General features: G+C 35.1%; 16 protein-coding genes and 1 riboswitch. Of the genes, 5 read left to right on the top strand and 11 right to left on the bottom strand.

The annotated features are described in order from the left end of the window. Positions 1–22 precede the first annotated feature (22 nt). The 8 genes from thiC to rplM form a co-directional block, all read right to left on the bottom strand. Entirely contained in the window at positions 23–1,846 is a 1,824-nt protein-coding gene (thiC, locus tag IEV84_RS10060) for a phosphomethylpyrimidine synthase ThiC (RefSeq protein ID WP_188494154.1), read from the bottom strand. A 76-nt stretch (positions 1,847–1,922) separates the two neighbouring features. Continuing rightward, positions 1,923–2,129 carry a sulfur carrier protein ThiS gene (gene thiS / locus IEV84_RS10055; RefSeq protein WP_188494153.1) on the bottom strand — a complete coding sequence of 69 codons (207 nt, stop codon included), beginning with the start codon at positions 2,127–2,129 and terminating at the stop codon, positions 1,923–1,925. 65 nt (positions 2,130–2,194) lie between these two features. Then, a riboswitch (TPP riboswitch) is annotated at positions 2,195–2,290 on the bottom strand. An 87-nt stretch (positions 2,291–2,377) separates the two neighbouring features. Continuing rightward, on the bottom strand, positions 2,378–2,941 hold the full coding sequence (locus IEV84_RS10050) for a DNA-3-methyladenine glycosylase I (protein WP_188494152.1): 564 nt from the start codon (positions 2,939–2,941) through the stop codon (positions 2,378–2,380). 2 nt (positions 2,942–2,943) lie between these two features. Further along, positions 2,944–3,591 (bottom strand): queuosine precursor transporter, encoded by a 648-nt coding sequence (locus IEV84_RS10045; protein WP_188494151.1) that lies wholly within the window; start codon positions 3,589–3,591, stop codon positions 2,944–2,946. Positions 3,592–3,721: 130 nt separating this feature from the next. Continuing rightward, positions 3,722–4,690 (bottom strand): translation elongation factor Ts, encoded by a 969-nt coding sequence (gene tsf, locus IEV84_RS10040; protein WP_188494150.1) that lies wholly within the window; start codon positions 4,688–4,690, stop codon positions 3,722–3,724. 126 nt (positions 4,691–4,816) lie between these two features. After that, positions 4,817–5,584 carry a 30S ribosomal protein S2 gene (gene rpsB / locus IEV84_RS10035; protein WP_188494149.1) on the bottom strand — a complete coding sequence of 256 codons (768 nt, stop codon included), beginning with the start codon at positions 5,582–5,584 and terminating at the stop codon, positions 4,817–4,819. A 176-nt stretch (positions 5,585–5,760) separates the two neighbouring features. Further along, complete coding sequence (gene rpsI, locus IEV84_RS10030) at positions 5,761–6,147, bottom strand: 30S ribosomal protein S9 (RefSeq protein ID WP_071184711.1); 387 nt, start codon at positions 6,145–6,147, stop codon at positions 5,761–5,763. Then, positions 6,147–6,602, bottom strand: a complete 456-nt coding sequence (gene rplM, locus IEV84_RS10025) for a 50S ribosomal protein L13 (protein WP_188494148.1) — start codon at positions 6,600–6,602, stop codon at positions 6,147–6,149. The genes rpsI and rplM overlap by 1 nt, the downstream gene beginning before the upstream one ends. A 342-nt stretch (positions 6,603–6,944) precedes the next feature. Between rplM and IEV84_RS10020 the strand changes: the two genes are divergently transcribed. Together IEV84_RS10020 and IEV84_RS10015 are read left to right on the top strand one after the other, a co-directional pair. After that, positions 6,945–8,006, top strand: a complete 1,062-nt coding sequence (locus tag IEV84_RS10020; RefSeq protein WP_188494147.1) for a LacI family DNA-binding transcriptional regulator — start codon at positions 6,945–6,947, stop codon at positions 8,004–8,006. A 123-nt stretch (positions 8,007–8,129) separates the two neighbouring features. Beyond that, positions 8,130–9,674 carry a KAP family P-loop NTPase fold protein gene (locus tag IEV84_RS10015; protein WP_188494146.1) on the top strand — a complete coding sequence of 515 codons (1,545 nt, stop codon included), beginning with the start codon at positions 8,130–8,132 and terminating at the stop codon, positions 9,672–9,674. 145 nt (positions 9,675–9,819) lie between these two features. Here IEV84_RS10015 and polA read toward each other — a convergent pair whose 3' ends face one another. Beyond that, positions 9,820–12,666 (bottom strand): DNA polymerase I, encoded by a 2,847-nt coding sequence (gene polA / locus IEV84_RS10010; RefSeq protein WP_188494145.1) that lies wholly within the window; start codon positions 12,664–12,666, stop codon positions 9,820–9,822. A 241-nt stretch (positions 12,667–12,907) separates the two neighbouring features. Here polA and IEV84_RS10005 point away from each other — a divergent pair, with 241 nt between their 5' ends. From IEV84_RS10005 to IEV84_RS09995, 3 genes are all read left to right on the top strand, one after another. Beyond that, positions 12,908–16,735 (top strand): FIDD domain-containing protein, encoded by a 3,828-nt coding sequence (locus tag IEV84_RS10005; RefSeq protein ID WP_188494144.1) that lies wholly within the window; start codon positions 12,908–12,910, stop codon positions 16,733–16,735. Positions 16,736–16,890: 155 nt separating this feature from the next. Beyond that, entirely contained in the window at positions 16,891–18,123 is a 1,233-nt protein-coding gene (locus tag IEV84_RS10000) for a metallophosphoesterase (RefSeq protein ID WP_188494143.1), read from the top strand. A 75-nt stretch (positions 18,124–18,198) separates the two neighbouring features. Further along, entirely contained in the window at positions 18,199–18,498 is a 300-nt protein-coding gene (locus IEV84_RS09995; protein WP_188494142.1) for a thioredoxin family protein, read from the top strand. Here the strand turns inward: IEV84_RS09995 and IEV84_RS09990 are convergent. Further along, entirely contained in the window at positions 18,495–19,160 is a 666-nt protein-coding gene (locus tag IEV84_RS09990; protein ID WP_188494141.1) for a polysaccharide deacetylase family protein, read from the bottom strand. The genes IEV84_RS09995 and IEV84_RS09990 overlap by 4 nt on opposite strands. A gap of 89 nt (positions 19,161–19,249) precedes the next feature. Then, complete coding sequence (locus IEV84_RS09985) at positions 19,250–22,528, bottom strand: glycosyltransferase family 117 protein (protein WP_188494140.1); 3,279 nt, start codon at positions 22,526–22,528, stop codon at positions 19,250–19,252. Positions 22,529–22,576 lie beyond the last annotated feature (48 nt).

Genomic DNA, 22,576 nt, shown 5'->3' with positions numbered 1-22,576 from the left:
AATACTTTCATCTTAATTCTTTTTAGATATAAATCTCTTTTCCTTGCTCGATAAATTCCTCTGATTTCTCCAGCATTCCTTTTTTAGCTTCTTCCACATCACGGATTTCCTGTGATATTTTCATAGAGCAGAATTTAGGTCCGCACATAGAGCAGAAATGCGCTACTTTGGCTCCGTCAGCCGGTAAGGTTTCATCATGGAATTCTCTTGCTGTATCCGGGTCAAGTGCCAAATTGAATTGATCTTCCCAACGGAATTCAAAACGGGCTTTACTCAAGGCGTTGTCACGGTATTGCGCTCCCGGATGTCCTTTGGCAAGGTCGGCAGCGTGAGCCGCAATTTTATAAGTGATAACTCCGTCTTTTACGTCTTTTTTATTTGGTAAACCAAGGTGTTCTTTTGGTGTTACATAACATAACATTGCGCAGCCATACCAACCAATCATTGCTGCACCGATAGCTGAAGTAATGTGATCGTAACCCGGAGCAATATCAGTAGTTAATGGTCCAAGAGTGTAAAATGGAGCTTCTGAACAATGTTCTAACTGTTTGTCCATATTTTCTTTAATCATGTGCATTGGCACGTGACCAGGACCTTCAATAAATGTTTGAACATCGTGTTTCCAGGCAATTTTTGTCAGTTCGCCTAGAGTTTCTAATTCGGCAAACTGAGCAGCGTCATTAGCATCGGCAATAGATCCCGGACGTAATCCGTCTCCAAGAGAGAAAGCAACGTCGTATTGTTTCATGATTTCACAGATTTCCTCGAAATGCGTGTATAAGAAGTTTTCTTTGTGGTGGAACAAACACCATTTTGCCATAATCGAACCACCACGAGAAACAATTCCGGTAACACGATTAGCAGTTAAGTGAATGTAACGCAATAAAACTCCGGCGTGAATAGTGAAATAAGAAACTCCTTGTTCCGCTTGTTCAATTAAAGTATCACGGAAAACTTCCCAGGTTAAATCTTCAGCAATTCCGTTTACTTTTTCAAGAGCCTGGTAAATTGGTACGGTTCCAATTGGCACCGGAGAGTTACGGATAATCCATTCTCTGGTTTCGTGGATGTTTTTTCCGGTAGATAAATCCATAATCGTATCAGCTCCCCAACGACAAGCCCAAACGGCTTTTTCTACTTCTTCTTCGATAGAGGAGGTTACAGCACTGTTACCGATATTAGCATTGATTTTTACCAAAAAGTTACGTCCTACAATCATCGGTTCACTTTCAGGGTGGTTGATGTTGTTAGGGATTATCGCACGTCCTGCAGCAACTTCAGAACGAACAAATTCAGGAGTGATTTTAGATTTTGGCGTATTAGCACCAAAACTATGTCCAGCATGCTGACATTGCATTGCTTTTTGAGCAGTTTCTAATTGCTCGATACGTTGGTTTTCACGAATGGCAATGTATTCCATTTCTGGAGTGATGATTCCTTTTTTAGCATAATGCAATTGAGAAACGTTAGCTCCTTTTTTGGCACGCACCGGTTTGTGTAAATATTCAAAACGCAGGTGGTTTAGTTTTTCATCACTTAAACGCTCTTTTCCGTAATCAGAAGAGATTTCGGTTAATTCTTCTACATCATTTCGGTCTAAAATCCATTGTTCGCGAATTCGCGGCAATCCTTTTCTAACGTCGATTTCGATATTAGGATCGGTGTAAGGTCCTGAAGTATCGTAAACCGTTACAGCCGGATTTTTTTCTACACCGCCTTTAGCTAGTTTGGTGTCAGATAATTGGATTTCACGCATAGCTACTTTTATCGGGTGGATTTCACCATCGATGTAAACCTTAGTCGAATTAGGAAAAGGCTGTCTTGATATTTTTTCTTCGTTGTTCATATGTTTAATTATGAGTTGTGAGTTATGAATTATGAGTTGTGGAAGGTTTACTGAATACTGCGACTGAATATTGGAATCAACCGCCTTGAGTGGCAGAAATAATTAATATATCATCAGTTTCTTGTAGAATGTGGGAATTCCAGTTTAATTTTGGAATCACACGACTGTTAATGGCTACGGCAATGCCGTTTTGTTTTTGAGGAATTTCAATATCGAGCAAGGCTTGAATGCTTAGGGCATCTGCTTGAAATTGTTTTGTTTGGTTGTTGATTTTTAGTTCCATTCCGTTACAATTTAGTGTAAATTATACTTTAGGAATGGCTACAAAGTACCCATAAATGGGACTATGGAAGTCATCTTACTTTTCCCTACGCTAGTATTAACCAGATCAGGTTCAGAGGGTAAAATCTCAGCCTGCGATTGCAGACACCCCTAAAGTGTGCGACAAATGTAATCAAAAAGTTGGAAGTTGGATGTTAGAGATTAGAAGTTTAACAATTTTGTGCGGAATACTTCTAAACTAAACAGGGCTTACTGAGCTCTTGTCCAGCAACTTTCTATGTGGTCGTTAACCATTCCGGTGGCCTGCATGTGGGCATAGACTACAGTGGAACCAACAAATTTAAAACCGCGTTTTTTTAAATCCTTGCTGATGGCATCAGAAAGAGGAGTAGTCGCAGGAATGTCTTTTAGTGATTGGAGTTTGTTGTTGATAGGTTTTCCGTCAACAAATCCCCAGATGTATTTGGAAAAACTGCCAAATTCTTCCTGTACTTTCATAAAAGCTAAGGCGTTAGAAATGGTTGCTCTTACTTTTAATTTATTACGAATAATTCCCGGATTTAGTAATAATTCCTGAATTTTATCTTCGGAATAGTTTACAATTTTTTTATAATCGAAATTGTCAAAAGCTAAGCGGAAATGCTCTCTTTTTGCCAAAACTGTGTACCAACTCAATCCTGCCTGAAAGGTTTCAAGGGTTAAAAATTCGAATAATTTTGCGTCATCATAAACAGGAATGCCCCATTCTTCATCGTGGTATTTTCTGTATAAATCATCTTTTTCGCACCAGGCGCAGCGTGTTTTGTTTTCCATGATTATTTGTTATGAAGGTATTTTTCGATGAGGTGATGTCCAAGGTAAATCATTGGTGTCAATGCAATAGCCAAAATTAATTTGAAAGTGTAACCTGTTATAGACATATTGAGGTATTGGCTCGTTGTAATTTTTCCGGTTAACCAAAAAGCGATTCCCGAAACGATAAAACTGTCTATGAGTTGGGAAATCAGCGTAGAACCTGTGCTTCGAAGCCAAATCATTTTTTTGCCGGTTTTATTTCGTAAAAACCAGAAAATGGAAACATCAATTAATTGGGAAACCATAAAAGCAATAATACTGGCAACCATAATAAAAAGACCCTGACCGAAAACAGCATAAAACTGTTCGTCGTTGACGGTTTCTTTAGTGATAAGAGCAGGGATTTTTGTTCCAATGAAAAGAATAAGAATACAATAAGCAATAAGTCCCGCGGTAATAAAAGAGAGTTTTTTGACTCCTTCTTTGCCAAAATGTTCGTTGATAATATCGGTGGTAATGAAAACGATAGGCCAGGGAAGAATTCCAAGACTCATTATAAAAGGACCAATTTGAATGAGTTTTCCACCGATTAATTCGGCAACTACGGCATTGGTAATAAAAATTCCGGCGAGAATCAGGTAAACAGTGTCTTTTTTGGATTGAAACATTATTCTGAATTTATAAAATCAAATTTAGTTTCTTTATTTTGAATTTGACGATGCAGTGAAGGCAAAAAAACAAAAAAAATCCTATTCGAATGAACGAATAGGATTTTAGTATGTTGTAATCTAAATTAGATTAACCTAAAGTAACTCTTTTGAAACCTGTGATTTCAACGTTGAATCCTTTAACGTAATCACCAACTTTTTTACTGTCATCTTTGATGAAGTTTTGATCTAATAAAGCTTTTTCCTGATCTAAAGTAGTGTTGTCAGAGATAAAACGTTGTACTTTTCCAGGGATAATTTTGTCCCAGATTTGCTCTGGTTTCCCTTCAGCTTTTAATTCAGCTTTAGCATCTTCTTCAGCTTGTTTGATAACTTCAGGAGTTAATTGAGAGAAAGAGATGTATTTAGGAACATTTTTTAAAGTTTTTCCTAAACGTTTTGCTTCTTCATTATCTTTTTCGATTACAGCAATACGAGCAGCAAGTTCAGATTCAACGAAAGCAGGATCAAAATCTTTGTAAGATAATGTATCAGCTCCCATAGAAGCAACTTGCATAGAGATATCTTTTGTTAAAGTCTCAGCATTAGCGATTGGAGAAGAAATAGCTGTTAAAGCAGCGATTTTGTTAACGTGAACATAAGATCCAACGAAAGCACCTTCTAAGATTTCAAAACCACCAATTTCGATTTTTTCACCGATAACACCTGTTTGCTCGATTAATTTCTCAGCAACAGTGATTCCGTTGAAATCAGAAGCTAAAAATTCTTCTTTAGAAGAGAAGTTGATTGCTTTTTCAACTAATTCTTTAGCCAAAGTTACGAAAGCCTCATTTTTACCTACGAAGTCAGTTTCGCAGTTTAAAGTGATGATAGCTCCTTTAGTGTTGTCTGCATTGATGAAAGAAACAGCAGCTCCTTCAGAAGAGTCACGGTCAGAACGGTTAGCAGCAACTTTTTGTCCTTTTTCTCTAAGGTTTTGGATAGCTTTATCGAAATCTCCTTCAGCTTCAACTAAAGCTTTTTTACAGTCCATCATTCCGGCACCTGTAGCTTGTCTTAATTTGTTTACGTCTGCAGCCGTTATAGTTATAGTTGACATATTTTTTTATTTTTAAGGTTTAAAAGTAAAAATTCCAATCTTCAAATCCCAAATTCCAACGTTATCAGATGGTTAAAAATCTGATTTTGGAATTTGGAATTTAAAATTTGGAATTTAAAATTTGATTTATTCTTCAGTAGCAGGAGCAACCTCAGTTTCAGCAGCAGGAGCAGTTTCCTCAGCAGCTTCAACTTCTTTTTCAGAACCTCTTTCAGAAAGTCCTTCAACAACAGCAGCAGTTACTATAGATAAAATTTTCTCAATTGATTTAGAAGCATCGTCATTGGCTGGGATAACGTAATCTACTTCACGTGGATCAGAGTTAGTATCAACCATTGCAAATACTGGAATGTTTAATTTTTGTGCTTCTTTTATTGCGATGTGCTCAGCTTTGATATCTACTACGAACAATGCAGCTGGAAGTCTAGACATATCAGCGATTGAACCTAAGTTTTTTTCTAATTTAGCACGAAGACGATCTACTTGCAAACGCTCTTTTTTAGATAGCGTGTTGAAAGTACCATCTTTCTTCATTTTATCAATAGAAGACATTTTTTTAACTGCTTTACGGATAGTAACAAAGTTTGTTAACATTCCACCTGGCCATCTTTCAGTGATGTAAGGCATGTTTGCAGCTTTTGCTTTATCAGCAACGATGTCTTTTGCTTGTTTTTTGGTAGCAACGAATAATATTTTTCTACCTGATGCAGCGATTTTTTTCAAAGCTTCGTTAGCTTCTTCGATTTTAGCTGCAGTTTTATATAGATTAATGATGTGAATACCATTACGCTCCATATAAATGTAAGGAGCCATGTTTGGATCCCATTTTCTAGTCATGTGTCCGAAGTGAACACCTGCTTCTAGTAATTCTTTTACTTCTACTTTGTTTGCCATTTTTGTACTAGTTTACGTTCTGTTGATTAGCAATGTATAAATGGCGATTTCTCTGGCTTTATACATTTAGATGCTAAACTATATCCTACCTCGATAGGAGAGCAACAATAACTGTGTTTTTTAATTTCAATAAATAATTGATAATGTCTTGTCCCATCTGAACAAGACAGGTAATATTAACGTTTAGAGAATTGGAATCTCTTACGAGCTTTCTTCTGACCGAATTTCTTACGTTCAACCATTCTAGGGTCTCTGGTTAATAAACCTTCTGGTTTCAAAACTCCTCTGTTTTCAGCATTTACTTCACACATTGCGCGAGCGATTGCCATTCTTACAGCTTCAGCTTGTCCAGTTACACCACCTCCGTAAACATTTACTTTTACGTCAAAGTTAGATGCGTTTTCTGTCATAGACATTGGTTGCAAAACTTTGTACTGTAAAGTAGCTGTAGGGAAATAAGTTGCAAATTCTTTTTTGTTTACAGTGATTACTCCTGTTCCTTCTGAAACATAAACACGTGCAACAGCGGTTTTTCTTCTACCGATTTTGTGAATAACTCCCATTACTTAAGATCGTTTAGGTTAACAGTTTTTGGTTTTTGAGCCGCTTGTTTGTGCTCAGAACCAACAACAACATTTAAATTTCTGAAAAGTTCAGCTCCTAATTTGTTCTTAGGTAACATTCCTTTTACTGCTTTTTCTACTAAGGCTGCAGGGTTTTTAGCTTGCAATACTTTAGCAGTTAAAGTTCTTTGTCCTCCTGGATAACCTGTATGACGCATGTAAATTTTCTCGTCCATTTTGTTACCTGTAAGGTTGATTTTCTCTGCGTTGATAACAATTACGTTATCTCCACAGTCCACGTGTGGGGTATAGCTAGGCTTGTACTTTCCTCTTAAAATCATAGCGACTTTAGAAGCAAGACGTCCTAAGTTATGACCCTCTGCATCTACAACGATCCACTCTTTGTTAGAGTTTGCCTTTGTAGCTGAAATTGTCTTGTAGCTTAATGCGTTCACAATAAAAATTTTTTAATTAAACATTCCGTCCCCAATAAAGGGGTTGCAAAAGTACAATTAATTATTTTAAAACCAAATACCTTAAATGAATAATTTTTTTAGGTTTTGGTGCTGATAATCAATCGGATATTTAGATTGCTTTAAGCTACTTCTTTTTTGTATTTCTGTTAACCGCTTTGATTCTAAATTTATCATACATTTGATTTGAAAAATAAAATGATTATCTTGCAATCTTGCGATGTAAAGAATACGGATAAACAGGATTTATTTTTTAGATAAATCCGGGTGTTTTTTTAAAAAATAAGTCGCAGCTTTTCAAAAAATAAAGACAATACTATCCATATGAAAGTTAAAGCAACACTGAAGCAAATTGCTAAAGAATTGAATGTTTCTGTTTCTACAGTTTCTAAAGCACTGAATGACAGTCCGGAGATTAGTAATCAAACTAAGGTTAAGATAAAGGAATATGCTAAACTAAAAAACTATAAACCAAATATTATTGGTTTGAATCTAAAGAATAGAAAAACAAAAACAATTGGAGTTATTATTCCGAATATTTTAAATTCCTTTTTTGCTAAGGTTTTCAGCGGAATTGAAAAAGTAGCCGATGCAAAAGGATATAATGTGATTACTTGTATTTCGAATGAATCTTTAGTGAAAGAAATCAATACTTTAGACATGTTGAGCAATGGAACTACCGATGGTTTTATATTATCGGTATCACAGGAAGCTCAAAAACTTCAGGATTACTCTCATTTTAACGATATTATTAATGAAGGAACTCCAATTGTGATGTTTGATCGCATTGCAGATGAAGTTGAATGTGATAAAGTTGTTGTAGATGATTATGATTCGGCATTAAATGTTACCCAACGTTTAATTGATACCGGTTGCAAAAACATTGCTTTAATTTCTTCGGTTGATGATTTAAGTGTGGGGAAATTAAGAACCGAAGGTTATTTGAAAGCCTTGGCTGATAATGGCATTCCGGTAAATGAAAATATTATTCTTCGTACTAATTCTGAAGATGATATGAAGAAAAAAATTGAAGCTGTTTTCGAAAATAATACAATCGATGGTGTTTTTGCTTTAGACGAACGTGATTCAGTGGCAGCATTGAAACTGGCTATCAAGAAAGGCTATAAAATTCCTGAAGAGTTATCCATCATTGGTTTTGCTGATGGAATTTTAGCTTCCCGACGTTTGACACCAAGTCTGAGTACGGTGAGTCAGCACGGAGTAGAAATTGGAGAAGTAGCTGCCAAACTGCTTATCGACCGTTTGGAAGCCAATGAAGAAAACGAAGCGCCTTATCAAACCGTGGTAATTAAAACCAATTTGAAAGAAAGAGAATCTTCCAGAACAAAAAAATCCATCCCGAAAACTTTCGGGACTAAGAAATAAGAAATGGATTTTTTGTTTAAAGTAGTTTTTTTGAGTTTTACTTTTCTTGTAAAAATATTTTAAGAATGTTTTCAAATTGGATTTAAAAGTTAAATTTGATTTTTGAATTTCATTTCTTACATTATGACAAAACCTAGATTGTTATCCAACTTACCAATTGAAGATTTAACTTCTGAAACTGATTATTTAGGAATAATTGACAAAGGAGATTTAATTAAAGCTTTTTTAATTGGCAATAAAGACCAATTCAACGAGATTAAAATGTTTTCTCTTTACGGCGAATGGGGAAGTGGAAAAAGTAGTTTAATGAAATATCTTGAAAAGGAATTAAAATCTGATTTCAATACTTTTTTCTTTGAAGCATGGGAATTTGAAAAAGATGAAAATCTAGCAATGTCTTTGTTGGAATTCATAACTTCAAAAAATATAGATATTACAGAAGAACTATATTCTGAAATTCTTAAATATGGAGGAAGAATTCTACGCGGTTTAGGAAAATCGATAAAAATGAATATTCCTTTATATCCTAATGGTCCAGGAATTGAATTAGATCCTTCTGCATTTGTTCAAGAACTTTCGAAAAATGAAGAATTGACTTTCTATAATGCTTTAGAGAAATTTAAAACTGAATTCAGGCGTTTCGAAGATAAAATCACAAATGGTGAAAACCCTAAATATAATATTGTTTTTATCGATGATTTAGATCGTTGTGAACCGGAACAGGTTTTAAATTTACTATCGGCAATAAAACTCTTTTTTATTTACGGACAGAAAACTATTTTCTTTTGTGGAATTGATAAAAAAGCCGTTGGGCAAGCAATTAAAACTAAGTATGGAGAAATTGTAAAATCGAATGAATATTTAGAGAAAATATTTGATGTTTCTTTTTCCATGCCAGAACATGATGATGTTTTAAAATTAATAAGTGTTTATTTTGATAACAGGGAAATAAAACTTGATAAGTTTGAAGGGAAATTAAATAAAAAAATTGGAGAGTTTTTCATAGAAATGAAATTTACTAATCCTCGAAGATTAAAAAAGATATTGAATAAATATTTGATACTTTCAAATTTTAAAACCGTCTTAAAAGACAATCCAAAGCATGAAAATAGTATTCCAAATATTTTTATTAATGGTGATAATGAAGGGAATTTTTTTGAAACCATTCTAACTTTGTATTTTTTGTGTTTGTATGAGTATGAAAGAGATTCTTTTGAGCTTTTCAATAATATGAATTTAAAAAAGCAAGCTTTAAAGTTAGCAGTAGAAAGGTTTCATAGTCATAGTCAAAAAGAAATTTCCTCAACAGTAACAAATATTGTTGATGCAGTAAGATTTGAAGCTTATACTTTAAGTCTTAGTTCTTTAATGGGACGATATGTTAAAGGAGAAGAGCTGCGTGGTGGGCAGGATTTAACATCATATAGAAGAAATATAAAATTTTATTTCTTTATACAATTTATAGATGGCAATGGAGCTGAAATTGGATCAGGTAGATTTATAGATGGATATTCAGAATTTAGTTCATATTACAGGGTAACTACCAAAAAAATAGATTATTTCTTTAGTAGTTATTTGGTTAGAAATTTTGATAATTTAATTCAACAGGATAATTTTTCGAATTTTTCATTGTCAAAATATAAAGATATGATTGAAAAGCTACTCTGAATTTGAATGATTAGTGAAATATCATTGAAACTAAAAAATCCATTTCTAAGAAATAAGAAATGGATTTTTTAGTTTCTGTATACTGCTACTGAATACTGCATTCTAAAATCTGCATTCTAAAATCTGCATTCTGCAATCTAAAATCTTAATGGGCTTCCAGCCAGTCTTTCCCTATACCTAAATCAACAACCAAAGGGACTTCCAGTTTGAAGGCGTTTTCCATTTCAGCTTTAATCATCGGTTGGATTCGTTCTAATTCTGAATTATGGACATCAAACACAAGCTCGTCATGTACCTGCAATAACATTTTTGATTTCCAATTTTCGGAAACCAATTTATGATGAATGTTAATCATCGCAATTTTGATAATATCGGCAGCCGAACCCTGAATAGGAGCATTTACCGCATTTCGTTCGGCACCGCCACGTACCACAGCGTTTTGCGAGTTGATGTCTTTTAAATAACGACGACGACCAAGAATAGTTTGCACATAACCATGATCTCTGGCAAAATCAATTTGCTCATTAATAAAGGATTTCAATCTTGGGTAGGATTTGTAATAAGCATCAATCAATTCGGCGCTTTCAGAACGCGAAAGGTTGGTTTGGTTAGAAAGACCAAAAGCCGAAACCCCGTAAATAATCCCGAAGTTGACCGTTTTAGCATGGCTACGTTGTTCGCGGCTAACTTCTTCTAAAGGTACATTGAAAACCTTAGAAGCAGTCGATTTATGAATGTCTTCGTTGTTTTGAAAAGCCTTAATCATATTTTCTTCGCCGCTTAGTGCTGCGATGACACGCAATTCAATTTGAGAATAATCGGCAGAAACTAAGGTGTGATTTTCATCGCGGGCAATAAAAGCTTTACGGATTAATCGTCCTCTTTCGGTACGAATAGGGATGTTTTGTAGGTTCGGATTATTCGAACTCAAACGTCCTGTAGCAGCTACTGTTTGCATATAATCGGTATGAACACGACCTGTTTTTGGGTTGACCTGATTAGGTAAAGCATCAATATAAGTGCTTTGTAGTTTTACCATTTGGCGCCATTCCAGAATATCGCGTACAATTTCGTTATCATTGGCAAGATAACTCAGGACTTCTTCGCCAGTGGCGTATTGACCGGTTTTTGTTTTCTTTTGTTTAGCTCCGCCAATTTTTAATTTGTCGAATAAAATATCTCCGAGTTGTTTTGGCGAAGCCAAATTGAATTTTTCTCCGGCAGTTTCGTATATTTTTTGTTCCAGTGCCTTGCTTTCGGCAGCCATTTCGACCGACATGCTTTTCAAAAACGGAACATCGAGATTAATTCCTTCGGTTTCCATTGCAGCTAATACAGGAACTAGCGGAATTTCGATTTCGTCAAATAATTTTTGGGTTTCAGTCTTTTCAAGTTCAACTGCAAATAATTCTTTCAATTGAAAAGTGACATCGGCATCTTCCGCGGCATATTCTTTAATGTCTTCCAAAGCTACTTCGCGCATCGATTTTTGATTTTTGCCTTTCTTTCCAATTAAATCTTCAATTGATTTTGGCGAATATTTCAAATAGGTTTCTGATAAAATATCCATATTATGACGCATATCCGGATTAATCAGATAATGCGCAATCATCGTATCAAATAATTTTCCGGCTACGCGAATACCATAATTAGAAAGGATTTTTAAATCGTATTTGATGTTTTGACCAATTTTTTCAATTTCAGAATTCTCAAAAAACGGAATGAATTTTTCTGCCAAAGCTTTGGCTTCTTCCTGATTTTCCGGAAAGGGAACGTAAAAAGCTTTTCCTTTTTCATAAGAGAATGACATTCCAACGAGTTCTGCATGTAAAGCATCCAGTCCTGTTGTTTCGGTATCAAAACAAACAGCTGTTTGTTTTAGTAAATTTTGCAATAACAATCGAACGCCTAAATCGCCCTGAATAATCTGGTAGGAATGCGAGGTGTTTTCTAATGTATTGTAAAACTGATGATGCCCGCTTGTGGTTTCTTCATCTGCGATTGCACTCCCAAAAAGATCAAATTGATCTTCGTTTTTAGGCGACGGTTTTTTATATAATTTAGCTTCGTTAATTGGGGTTTCAACATTTTGAGAAGCCTGAGATGGATTTTTGAAGATGGCATCAAATTGCTCTGCCATTCTTCTAAATTCCAATTCGTTGAACAAAGCATCGGTTTTTTCTACATCAGGTTTCGAAAGTTCGTAGTCTTTCTCATCAAAAGTAACAGGACAATCCAGTAAGATGGTAGCCAGTTTTTTGGATAATAATCCCAGTTCGGCATTGGCTTCAATTTTGGTTTTGATAGCGCCTTTTAATTGGTCGGTATTCGCTAAAAGATTTTCCAGTGAACCGTATTCGGCTAAGAATTTTTTGGCGGTTTTTTCGCCCACACCCGGTAATCCCGGAATATTATCAGCAGAATCGCCCATCATTCCTAAATAGTCAATTACCTGTTCCGGTCTTTCGATTTCAAATTTTTCCAAAACTTCAGGGATTCCCCAAATTTCGATTCCGTTACCCATTCGGGCCGGTTTGTACATAAAAATATTTTCGGTAACCAATTGGGCAAAATCCTTGTCCGGAGTCACCATATACACCTGATAGTTTTGTTTTTCGGCTTGTTTGGCAATGGTTCCTATCAAATCGTCTGCTTCGTAACCGGCTACTTCAATAATAGGAATGTGCATCGCACGCAATAATTCCTGAATATAAGGAACAGCAATTTTTATCGCTTCGGGAGTGGCATCACGATTCGCTTTGTATTCCGGGAACCATTCGTTGCGCAAATTACTACCGCCTTTGTCAAAAGCTACCGCCAAATGATCTGGTTTTTCACGCTTAATTACATCCATTAGCGAATTCATAAATCCCATAATGGCCGATGTATCCATGCCTTTAGAGTTGATTCTGGGATTTTTGATAAAGGCATAATAGCCTCTAAAAATTAAAGCATAAGCATCGAGTAGAAAAAGACGTTTTTGAGCTGACATAGTGAAATAATTTGGACGTAAAAATAAACAAAGGTTTTTAAAATTGTCTTTTTTGAGAGAATGATTTAATTAAAGAGCGTGTCTTCAATAAAATACAAATTGAAAGCGAGTTAACAGTTGTGTTTGTTTTCTGGATGTTAAAAAGTAGTTTGAAGGCATTGGTAATTGTAATAATTTTCCCTGTTGCAATACTTTATTTAGAAAAAACACTTACATTTACAAGGATTATTTTGTTGTTGTTATGGGTAAAATACTACTTTTTATTTTCTTTTTATTTTCTTTCAATAGTTCTGCCCAGGGAGAAAGCAATATTTGGTATTTTGGAGAATTTGCCGGGCTAGATTTTAATAGTGGCAGTCCGGTAGCTCTCACAGATAGTAATATAAGTAATTTTTCAGCTGCTGCTAGTATTTGTAACTCGAATGGACAATTATTATTTTATACTGATGGAAATACTGTTTGGGATAAAAATCATCAGCTTATGCTTAACGGAACCTTTTTATTAGGTAGTACTTCAACTTCACAGGGGAGGACGATTGTTCCTAAACCTGGAACCTCAAATTTATATTATATCTTTACGATAGACTATCAAGGAGGTTCGAATGGGTTAAGATATTCAGTAGTTGATATGAATCTTAATGGAGGACTTGGAGCAGTTACGTCTGAAAAAAATGTATTGGTTTATACTCCTACTACCGAAAGGTTTTCGATAGTTAAACATGCTAATAATATTGATTATTGGATAGTTACCCATGCTGTCGGTAATAATACTTTTTACAGTCATTTACTTACTTATGATGGCTTGAGTTCTAATCCTGTAACGTCAAATATAGGTGCTTTTGAAGCTTCAAAAAATTCACAAGGGTATATGAAAATATCGCCTGATGGTTCGAAGTTAGCGATTTATCATAATTTACTGAGTTTTGAATTATTTGATTTTGACCAAGCTACAGGAGTGATTTCAAATCCTATAGTTTTAAGGACTGTAAGCGATATCGATGTAAGTGACATGTATGGAGTAGAATTTTCTCCCAATAGTAAGGTGTTATACCTTACTATTCATGAGACTGAATTAACTCAAAGTAGTGTAATCCAGTATGATTTAATTTCAAGCGATATTGTAGGGTCTGCATTTACGATTTTGACTCCAGGTATAAGACCAATGGCTCTCCAGCTTGGTCCTGATGGGAAAATTTATATAGCGCAAAACAGGAAATTAGGAGTTATTAATAATCCTAATCTTTTAGGTACAGCCTGTGATCTTAATATAAATGCTGTTGATTTAGCTGGAAGGAGAGCTCATAATGCTTTACCTCCTTTTGTTTCATCTTTTTTCTTTCAATCCGATATTGAAGCTGAAAATTTATGTTTTGGTCAAAATACTCAATTCAGCTTAAATAGTGGTCATATCATAACATCTGCTGCTTGGGATTTTGGAGATGGGAATACATCTAATGATTTGACTCCCAGTCATAATTATGCGACGACAGGGACTTACACAGTTTCAGTCATAGCAGCTAGTGCGGCTGATACAAGTACAAAAACAAGAGAAATAACTATTTCGCCAATTCCAACAGCAACTCAGCCTCAAGATCTTTTAGTGTGCGATGATAATAATGATGGTCTTTTTAGTTTTGATTTAAGTTTACAAAGTACAGCCATTTTAAACGGTCAAGATCCTAACTTATACAATATTAAATATTACGCCAATGCTGTAGATTACGGGAATAAAATCGCTATTCCATCTCCTAATAATTATATTAATAAAATGGCTTATCAACAAGAAACTATTACTGCAGAGGTTTCTAATAAAGTTAATGGTGAATGCAAAAGCACCACTACATTTACTATTGATGTATTTGATATGCCATTACCTAATTTGCCTTCAGCTATCCCAGATTTGACAAGTTGTGACAACAGTACAATAGGAACAGATGTTGATGGCAAAGTAATTTTAGATTTAACCCAAAGAGCTACAGCTATATTAAAGGGGCAATCAGCTGCTGAGTTTTTAATATCCTATTACAAAGATTCCAATTTATTACACCCAATTTTGACTCCTGAAGTTTATCAAAATGCAAATGCAACCGAAACGATATATGTAAAAGTCTTCCATAAAGACAATCCTGATTGTATGGCGACAACTTCATTTAAAATTGAAGTTTTTGCTTTACCTGTTATTGCTACGGTAGTTGACCTAAAACAGTGTGATGAAGATACAGATGGATTTAGTGTTTTTAATTTAGAAGAATCCATTAATAAAATAATAGCTAATGCTGCTACAGAGACAGTAGTTTTTTTTGAAACACTTTTAGACGCCCAAAACAATAGTAATCCTATTTTAAATCCAATAAATTATACCAATAAAATTGCTAGTATTGACCAAGTGTTTGTTAGAGTATCGAATGCAAATGGCTGTTTTAGAATTTCGCAATTGAATCTTGTAGTGTCTACCACCCAAATTCCTTTAACTTTTAAGAAAGATTTTAGGCAATGTGATGATGCAGTTTTGGGTACTAACACAGATGGGATTGCTGCATTTGATTTTAGTGAGGTTACCAATCAAATTTTAAATATATTTCCAAGTGGACAACAAGTTGATATTAGTTATTATAGAAATTTAACCGATGCACTTGCGGAAAAAGACCCTATTTTGGATATTTCAAACTACAGAAATATAGGATATCCCAACACGCAAAATATTTATATTCGGGTAGATGATCGATTGAATAACGATTGTTTAGGATTGGGGAATTACATAACCCTTACTGTAGAACCTATTCCTATTGTAGCACCAATGACAATCAATCATTGCGACGACAATCAAGATGGAATCTATGCTTTCGATACTTCGGTGATTCAAGCTAATTTATTGAGTGGACTGACTAATGTTACGGTTTCTTATTTTGACCAAAATAACACTCCGTTGCCAAGTCCGTTGCCAAATCCCTTTACGACAGCTTCCCAAAGCTTAAAAGTAATCGTTACAAATATCACTACAACGGTTTGTTCATTTGAGACTACTTTACAGTTTATTGTTGATGATTTGCCTGAAGCTTTTCCTATTGCTGCATCCGTGACATCTGCTTGCGATGATGAAACTGATCCTCTTTTGCAAGACGGAAAATATGCTTTTGATACATCAGGATTTCAAACAGTAATATTGGGGGGTCAAACAGGAGTAAAAGTCGCTTATTTTGACGAAAATAACAATCCATTACCAAGTCCTCTACCCAATCCTTTTGTAACTGCAACGCAAGACGTAAAAGTAGAGGTTGTAAATATTATAAACCCATCTTGTAAGGCTACTACAGTTATTTCATTTGTGGTTCATTCAGTTCCAAGTATTCAGTTAATGGGGAGTGATTTAGTTTGCAGTGATTCACCTACGTTTACTAAAATCATCAATGCAGGCTTAATCGATGAGACTCAAAAAGGTAATTTTACTTATTTATGGTCATTAGATGGAAGCCTAATAGAAAACGAAACAGATTATGAATTAACAGTCAACAAAAAAGGGGATTATCAAGTAGAAGTAATCAATAATCAAGGTTGTTCTAGGACAAGAACCATTACTGTTAATGCCTCTGATAAGGCTACTGTAAATATTGAAATTGTAGATTTGTCTTCCGAGAATAGTATTAAAGTTTTGGCAATAGGGGCAGGTAATTATGTTTTTTCTCTAGATGATGAAAACGGATCTTTTCAAAGCAGTAATGAATTTGTAAATGTTCCGGCAGGGATACATACTGTTTATGTAAAGGATTTAAACGGTTGTGGAATTGTTTCTGAAGAAGTAGCGGTTTTAGGTATTCCAAATTATTTCACTCCTAATCAGGATGGGTATAATGACAGCTGGAATATAAAAGGGGTTAATGCTGATTTTAATGTTAAAACAAAGGTGCAGATTTTTGACAGATATGGCAAATTGATGAAAGAAATCACTCCGTCAGGAAATGGTTGGGATGGTAGTTATCAGGGAATTCTAATGCCTTCTTCAGATTATTGGTATGTTATTCGACTTGAGGATGGAAGGGTTTTCAAAGGGCATTTTGCATTGAAGAGATAGATTAGTTTAGACTTCAGGAATTCTTTAATTTTTGATTTAAGCATTAAGAAAAAGTTTTCAAATAAACATAGAAATAACTTTGTCTAGTTAAATTTTAATTAACAGATTCTAAATTAAGCGGTAGAAGTTGTTATTTTGTGTAAAAATGTATTACAATGGGTTTTAGGTTGCTGTTTTTTATTGTTTTATTGTTAGTTGTTGAAATCTATGCTTTTCAGGCTGTTAAAACGAATGTTAAGGATAAATGGTTTTTAGTGACGTATGGTTTGCTGAGTTTGGCTGTTTTGGTTTACATAGTTTATGGTTTTTTTAGTTTTGACCGTTCGGTGGGGCAAACTAAGTTTACTTTGTTTACAATGGGACTGATGCTAGTGGTTTATCTTCCTAAGATGGTGCTGGCTGTTGTATTGTTGTTGGAAGATGTTTTCAGGATAGGAGCGGGTGTACTTAATTATTTTGCAGAAAATGACAATGAAGATTTTCTGAATTCAAGGCGTAAATTTGTTAGCCAAATTGGTTTAGGCTTGGCGGCAATTCCGTTTTTTTCCTTGCTTTATGGAGTTACTATAGGGAAATACAATTATAAGGTTTTCAAACAGCAAATTTTCTTTCCTGATCTTCCGGATGCTTTTGATGGTTTTACGATTACTCAAATTTCAGATGTGCATTCAGGAAGTTTTGATAATCCGGAGAAGATTAATTACGCAATTGATTTGATTAATGAGCAAAATTCGGATATGATATTGTTTACGGGCGATATTGTTAATACACATGCCAAAGAAATGCACCCTTGGATTGCTACTTTTAACCGAATTAAAAAACATGAATACGGAAAGTTTTCTGTTTTAGGGAATCACGATTATGGCGAGTATGTGGCCTGGCCTTCTGAAGCTGAAAAAAGACAAAATTTCAATGATATCAAAAAATTATATGGGCAAATAGGTTTCGATTTATTATTGAACGAGCATACTTTTGTTGAAAGAGGAAATGATCGAATTGCTGTTGTAGGAGTAGAAAACTGGGGGCATAATTTTAAGAAAGCCGGCGATTTGAACAAAGCTTCTGAGGCTTTGAATGAGAAAGATTTTAAGATTTTGATGAGTCACGATCCGAGTCATTGGGATCATGAAGTTAAAAATCACGACAGAAATTTTCATTTAACTTTTTCGGGTCATACACATGGAATGCAGTTTGGAATCGAAATTCCGGGGTATTTTAAATGGAGTCTGGCGCAATATGTTTATGCGCAGTGGGCAGGTTTGTATGAGCATTTAGGGCGCTATGTGTATGTAAACAGAGGTTTTGGTTTTCATGCTTATCCCGGTAGAGTAGGAATTATGCCTGAAATTACGGTTATTGAACTAAAAAAAGGTGAGAAAGTAGCATAATTCGTTAAAAATGCTACATTTGTATTAAAGAAACACGATTTTTTATTAGATTTAGAAAAAATAATTCGTTGGTTTATGTCAAAATTTGGAGAACTTATAAGTGCAAAAGTGCCTGTGTTAATTGATTTTTACACAGACTGGAATGAATCTTCTGTTGCTATGCACGAGGTGATTAGAGATGTTGCAGCTGCCTTAGGAGATAAAGCAAAGGTGATAAAAATTGATGTTGATAAAAACCAGGAACTTGCCGATGCACTACGAATTAAAGGTTTGCCTACTTTAATGGTGTACAAAGAAGGTCAGATGGTTTGGAGAAAATCAGGAGAACTAGATGCTAATTCTTTGATTACTATTGTACAGGAACTGCTGGTTTAGTCTGTTATAACTTCAAATGAAAAGTGGTTTTCGGCTAAATGCCGGAGTACTTTAGGGAGTACATATTCCAGATTTTTGAATGCTTTTACGCTGTCGTGAAATACAATGATACTTCCCGATACAGTGTTAGACAGTACATTGTTTAAGCATTCTTCTTTAGAAATGTTTGGGTCAAAATCGGCGCTCAAAACATCCCACATAATTATTTTATATCCTTTTTGTCTGAGCTTTTTAGCCTGGGCTGATTTTATTTTGCCGTAAGGCGGACGGAAGATTTTTGATTTTAGTTCCGAAGCTTCGGAATTGATTTCAGATTTTTGATTTGAAATGACTACTTCACATAATTTAAGATTTTCCAGATATTCATCAGTAGTTGTTTTCCATCCATTCAAATGGTTGTAGGTGTGATTACCTGTGCTGTGTCCTTTTTGTATAATTCGATTAAAGATTTCAGGGTGAGCTGCTATGTTTTTGCCGATGCAAAAAAAAGTGGCTTTGGCGTTGTATTGTTCTAATTGATTGAGAACCCAATTGGTGATTTCGGGCGTAGGACCATCATCAAAGGTGAGATAGATTTTATTTTCTTTGTTTGGGATGTCCCAAATAAAATTAGAAAATAACATTTTAATGATGCGGTTAGTCTTAATCCAATAAGGTTTCATTTGAATTGAATTTGATATTAAAGATAAAAAAAATGTAGCAATCTTTATTGTGTTAGGATTGCTACATTTTTTATGAAATAGATTGTTTGTTATTCTTTATCGCGTCCAAAACGTTGGAAGATATCAATATAAGTATTGAATGTCACTCGGTTCTTTTGAAAGAAAGCGGTGTCGTTATTTTTCTTCATTACTTCCAGTAAAGCTCTGTATCTTTCGATGTCAGTAACAATATCTATTGCTATGTCTGACTGATCAGATGCGCTCATTTTACTGTAGTAGTTTAGGTTTTCTTTGTACTTGCCAATTAGTTTATCAAGGAGTTCGTGCGCTTTTGCTTTTTCACCTACTTGATAATAGTTGTTGGTAAATGGTTCCAGTAAAGAGTAGTAACCAAATTTGTCAAATGGCATTTTTTGCATAGCCAACTCAATTACCTTTTTGGCTTTTTCTATTTTGTTTTCTTTAATCAGTTGGTCGGTCAATCTGGATAGATTGGTTCTGTAAGTGATGCTTTCTCTGCGTGTTTCCGGATCATGGTATATGTTTCCGTCGCTGTTACCCCAGTCCCATTTCATAATGATGTTGTACATTTTATCCGCATCGATTTGTCCCATTTCCATAGGATTTCCGTCTTTAGGAATGCTTGTTTTAACAGGGATTAATTTGTAAACCATACCGTCTAGTTGCAGGTAATCTTTCATCCATAAATATTCTTCATCTTCAAAAGCACCACCGCTGAAATAAATAGGTCTTTTCCAGTTGTTGTTAGCAATAAGATCTAACATCATCAGTCGGTTTTTGTACAAAGCACTTCCTTTGATGTCAATATCGATATAAGGAACAATCGAGTCGTAATCTTTTGCGGCGACCATTTTGCTTTTGATGATGCTGTTTTTGTCCACCGGAATTCTAACCTGATTTGTAGGGTAGAAATGAATGGTCTGACCATTGGCCATATCAACAGTAGATTTAGGATGTTTTATAAAGTCCATAAAACTTTTTACAGTCCATCGGCTTTTTATTTTTGGAATACTTACTACATAGTCTAGTTTGTCTCCTACATATTGATCGTGTGTAAACGAAATAGGTAACGGTTCTGACTCGTAGGTTTTCGTTTTCATTTGATCGATGTACCAGTCTGTCATAAAAAGACTGGTGTTGACGATTTTTATATCGGTCCTGATGCCTTCAATTTCTTGTGCATACCATAGCGGGAAGGTATCGTTGTCTCCTATGGTGAACAAGATGGCATCTTTATCACAAGAGTTTAAATAGTTCTTTGCCATGGCAAGAGCAGTGTATTTGCCTGAACGGTCATGATCGTCCCAGTTTTGTGCAGCCATTAAAACAGGAGCCGTCAATAAAGAGGCTGCTATAATAGCTGGTCCGGCAATTTTTGGGTTTACATATTTTTTGGCGCTTTCATATAATGAATAAACGCCTAGTCCAATCCAGATAGCAAATACATAGAATGAACCTACTAAGGCATAATCTCGCTCACGAGGTTCAAAAGGTCTTTCGTTTAGGTAAATTTTTAATGCTATTCCGGTAAAAAGGAATAAAACAGCTAATACATAAAAACTTTTTAGGTTTTTGCTGGCGTGGTGCATTAGTCCGATAAGCCCAAGAATAAAAGGAATAAAATAATAAACATTGCGACCTTTATTGTTTAAAGCGTCAGTAGGTAAGTTGTCTTGTGAGCCTAAATGAATTTCGTCAATAAATTTAATTCCGCTTAGCCAGTTTCCATCCTCATTCCCGTATCTTCCCTGATTGTCACTTTGACGTCCTACAAAATTCCACATTAAGTATCTCCAGTACATATAGCCAAATTGATATTCGACCATGAAACTAAGATTGTCGGTCATGGCAGGTTTTTCAATGATTAAGTAATCGCTGTAGCTGCTTAAGAATTTGACATAGCCTTCGTTGTCTATTTGTTTTTGAGCATAAGCCTGTCTGAATTCTGAGACTGTTTTTTCTACTTCGTTTTTTAATTGAGCTATAGCACGATTGTAATCTTCTTCAGAGAGTTTACTGGCATCAATACCGTATTTTACCAAATCATTTTCGTAAGGATAGTTAGGATTGATGGTAAACTGTGGTGGGTTTGTAAAATTAATGTAGTTTTCAATATTGCCTGTACTCCACATTCTTGGTAAAAATGATTTCTGAGCATCGTCACTGTTCTGTTCGGCATTTTTATAATTGTTTACAATAACATATTTTCCTGTTTTGTAATCTCTTTCGTAGTTAGGTGCTTTGTCGCGGTAAGGGTTTTCAGGATCCAGTCCGGCAAAGGCTTCTGTGTATTGTGGGCCGTAAAACAATGGGTTGGAGCCATATTGTTCACGGTTGTAGTAAGCTAGTACTTCTCGTGCATCTGAAGGTTTGTTTTCGTTAATAATTACATTGGCATTGGCACGAATAGGCAACATTAACCAGGTAGAGAAACCAATTAAGATGAATAATATGCAAAGTATAAGTGTGTTGTAAGTTACCAAACCTTTGTTTTTGGTGTATTTTAATCCAAAATAGAAAGCAGCTATTAATGCTAAGGCAGCTAGAATAGTTCCTGAGTCAAAAGGCATTCCAAGGCTGTTTACGGTGAAAACCTCTGTTTTGGCAAAAAATGCCATTGTTAAAGGGAGTAATAATTTGAAAATAAATAACAAAACTGAAATTACTACTACATTGGCAATGATGAAGTTTTTTACAGTTATCGTTTTGTAGTTTTTAAAATAATATAAGAATCCTATTGCCGGGATGGTTAATAATGCCATAAAGTGAACACCAAATGATAAACCGGTTACTAAGCAAATAATGAGTAGCCATTTGTTGCCTCTTGGTTTGTCCATATCCTGTTCCCAGCGCAGTCCCAGCCAGAAAAGTAAAGCGATGAGTAAGGATGCCATAGCGTAAACCTCGGCCTCTGTGGCATTGAACCAAAAACTATCGGAAAAAGTGTAGGCTAAAGCACCTACGAGTGAGCTTCCTAAGATTGCGATATCATTGTTTTTGTTTGGTTCTTCATCGTTATCGACTATTTTTTTTAAAATAATAGTTGATGACCAAAACATAAAAAGGATTGTAAAAGCACTGGAGAAAACGGAAGTCATGTTGACCATCAGGGCGATGTGTTCTGCACTTGAAGCAAACATGGCAAAAAAGGCACCAATCATTTGGAATAAAGGAGCTCCCGGTGGGTGACCTACTTCTAGTTTTGCTGCTGTGGCAATGTATTCTCCACAATCCCAAAAACTCATTGTGGGCTCAACAGTAAGAGAATAGGTTATTAATGCGATTCCAAAAGCAATCCATCCTATGATTGTATTCCATCTTTTGAAATTGAAAGACTCCTTGTTCATGTAGTAAAATTTAGTTAATTTTTCGAGTTACAAAGAAAATGTTTTTTT

It is taken from the genome of Flavobacterium palustre (assembly GCF_014639535.1).
Classification (GTDB): Bacteria; Bacteroidota; Bacteroidia; order Flavobacteriales; family Flavobacteriaceae; genus Flavobacterium; species Flavobacterium palustre.
This window is presented reverse-complemented; position numbering and strand designations above follow the sequence as displayed.

Bases quoted from the DNA above. Each gene is read 5' to 3' on its own strand.
- IEV84_RS10050 (WP_188494152.1), bottom strand. From the start codon at position 2,941: ATGGAAAACAAAACACGCTGCGCCTGGTGCGAAAAAGATGATTTATAC.
- rpsB (WP_188494149.1), bottom strand. From the start codon at position 5,584: ATGGCAAACAAAGTAGAAGTAAAAGAATTACTAGAAGCAGGTGTTCAC.
- IEV84_RS09990 (WP_188494141.1), bottom strand. From the start codon at position 19,160: ATGAAACCTTATTGGATTAAGACTAACCGCATCATTAAAATGTTATTT.
- IEV84_RS10000 (WP_188494143.1), top strand. From the start codon at position 16,891: ATGGGTTTTAGGTTGCTGTTTTTTATTGTTTTATTGTTAGTTGTTGAA.
- rpsI (WP_071184711.1), bottom strand. From the start codon at position 6,147: ATGGGAGTTATTCACAAAATCGGTAGAAGAAAAACCGCTGTTGCACGT.
- IEV84_RS09985 (WP_188494140.1), bottom strand. From the start codon at position 22,528: ATGAACAAGGAGTCTTTCAATTTCAAAAGATGGAATACAATCATAGGA.
- IEV84_RS10005 (WP_188494144.1), top strand. From the start codon at position 12,908: ATGGGTAAAATACTACTTTTTATTTTCTTTTTATTTTCTTTCAATAGT.
- thiC (WP_188494154.1), bottom strand. From the start codon at position 1,846: ATGAACAACGAAGAAAAAATATCAAGACAGCCTTTTCCTAATTCGACT.
- IEV84_RS10045 (WP_188494151.1), bottom strand. From the start codon at position 3,591: ATGTTTCAATCCAAAAAAGACACTGTTTACCTGATTCTCGCCGGAATT.
- tsf (WP_188494150.1), bottom strand. From the start codon at position 4,690: ATGTCAACTATAACTATAACGGCTGCAGACGTAAACAAATTAAGACAA.
- IEV84_RS10020 (WP_188494147.1), top strand. From the start codon at position 6,945: ATGAAAGTTAAAGCAACACTGAAGCAAATTGCTAAAGAATTGAATGTT.
- IEV84_RS09995 (WP_188494142.1), top strand. From the start codon at position 18,199: ATGTCAAAATTTGGAGAACTTATAAGTGCAAAAGTGCCTGTGTTAATT.
- IEV84_RS10015 (WP_188494146.1), top strand. From the start codon at position 8,130: ATGACAAAACCTAGATTGTTATCCAACTTACCAATTGAAGATTTAACT.
- polA (WP_188494145.1), bottom strand. From the start codon at position 12,666: ATGTCAGCTCAAAAACGTCTTTTTCTACTCGATGCTTATGCTTTAATT.
- thiS (WP_188494153.1), bottom strand. From the start codon at position 2,129: ATGGAACTAAAAATCAACAACCAAACAAAACAATTTCAAGCAGATGCC.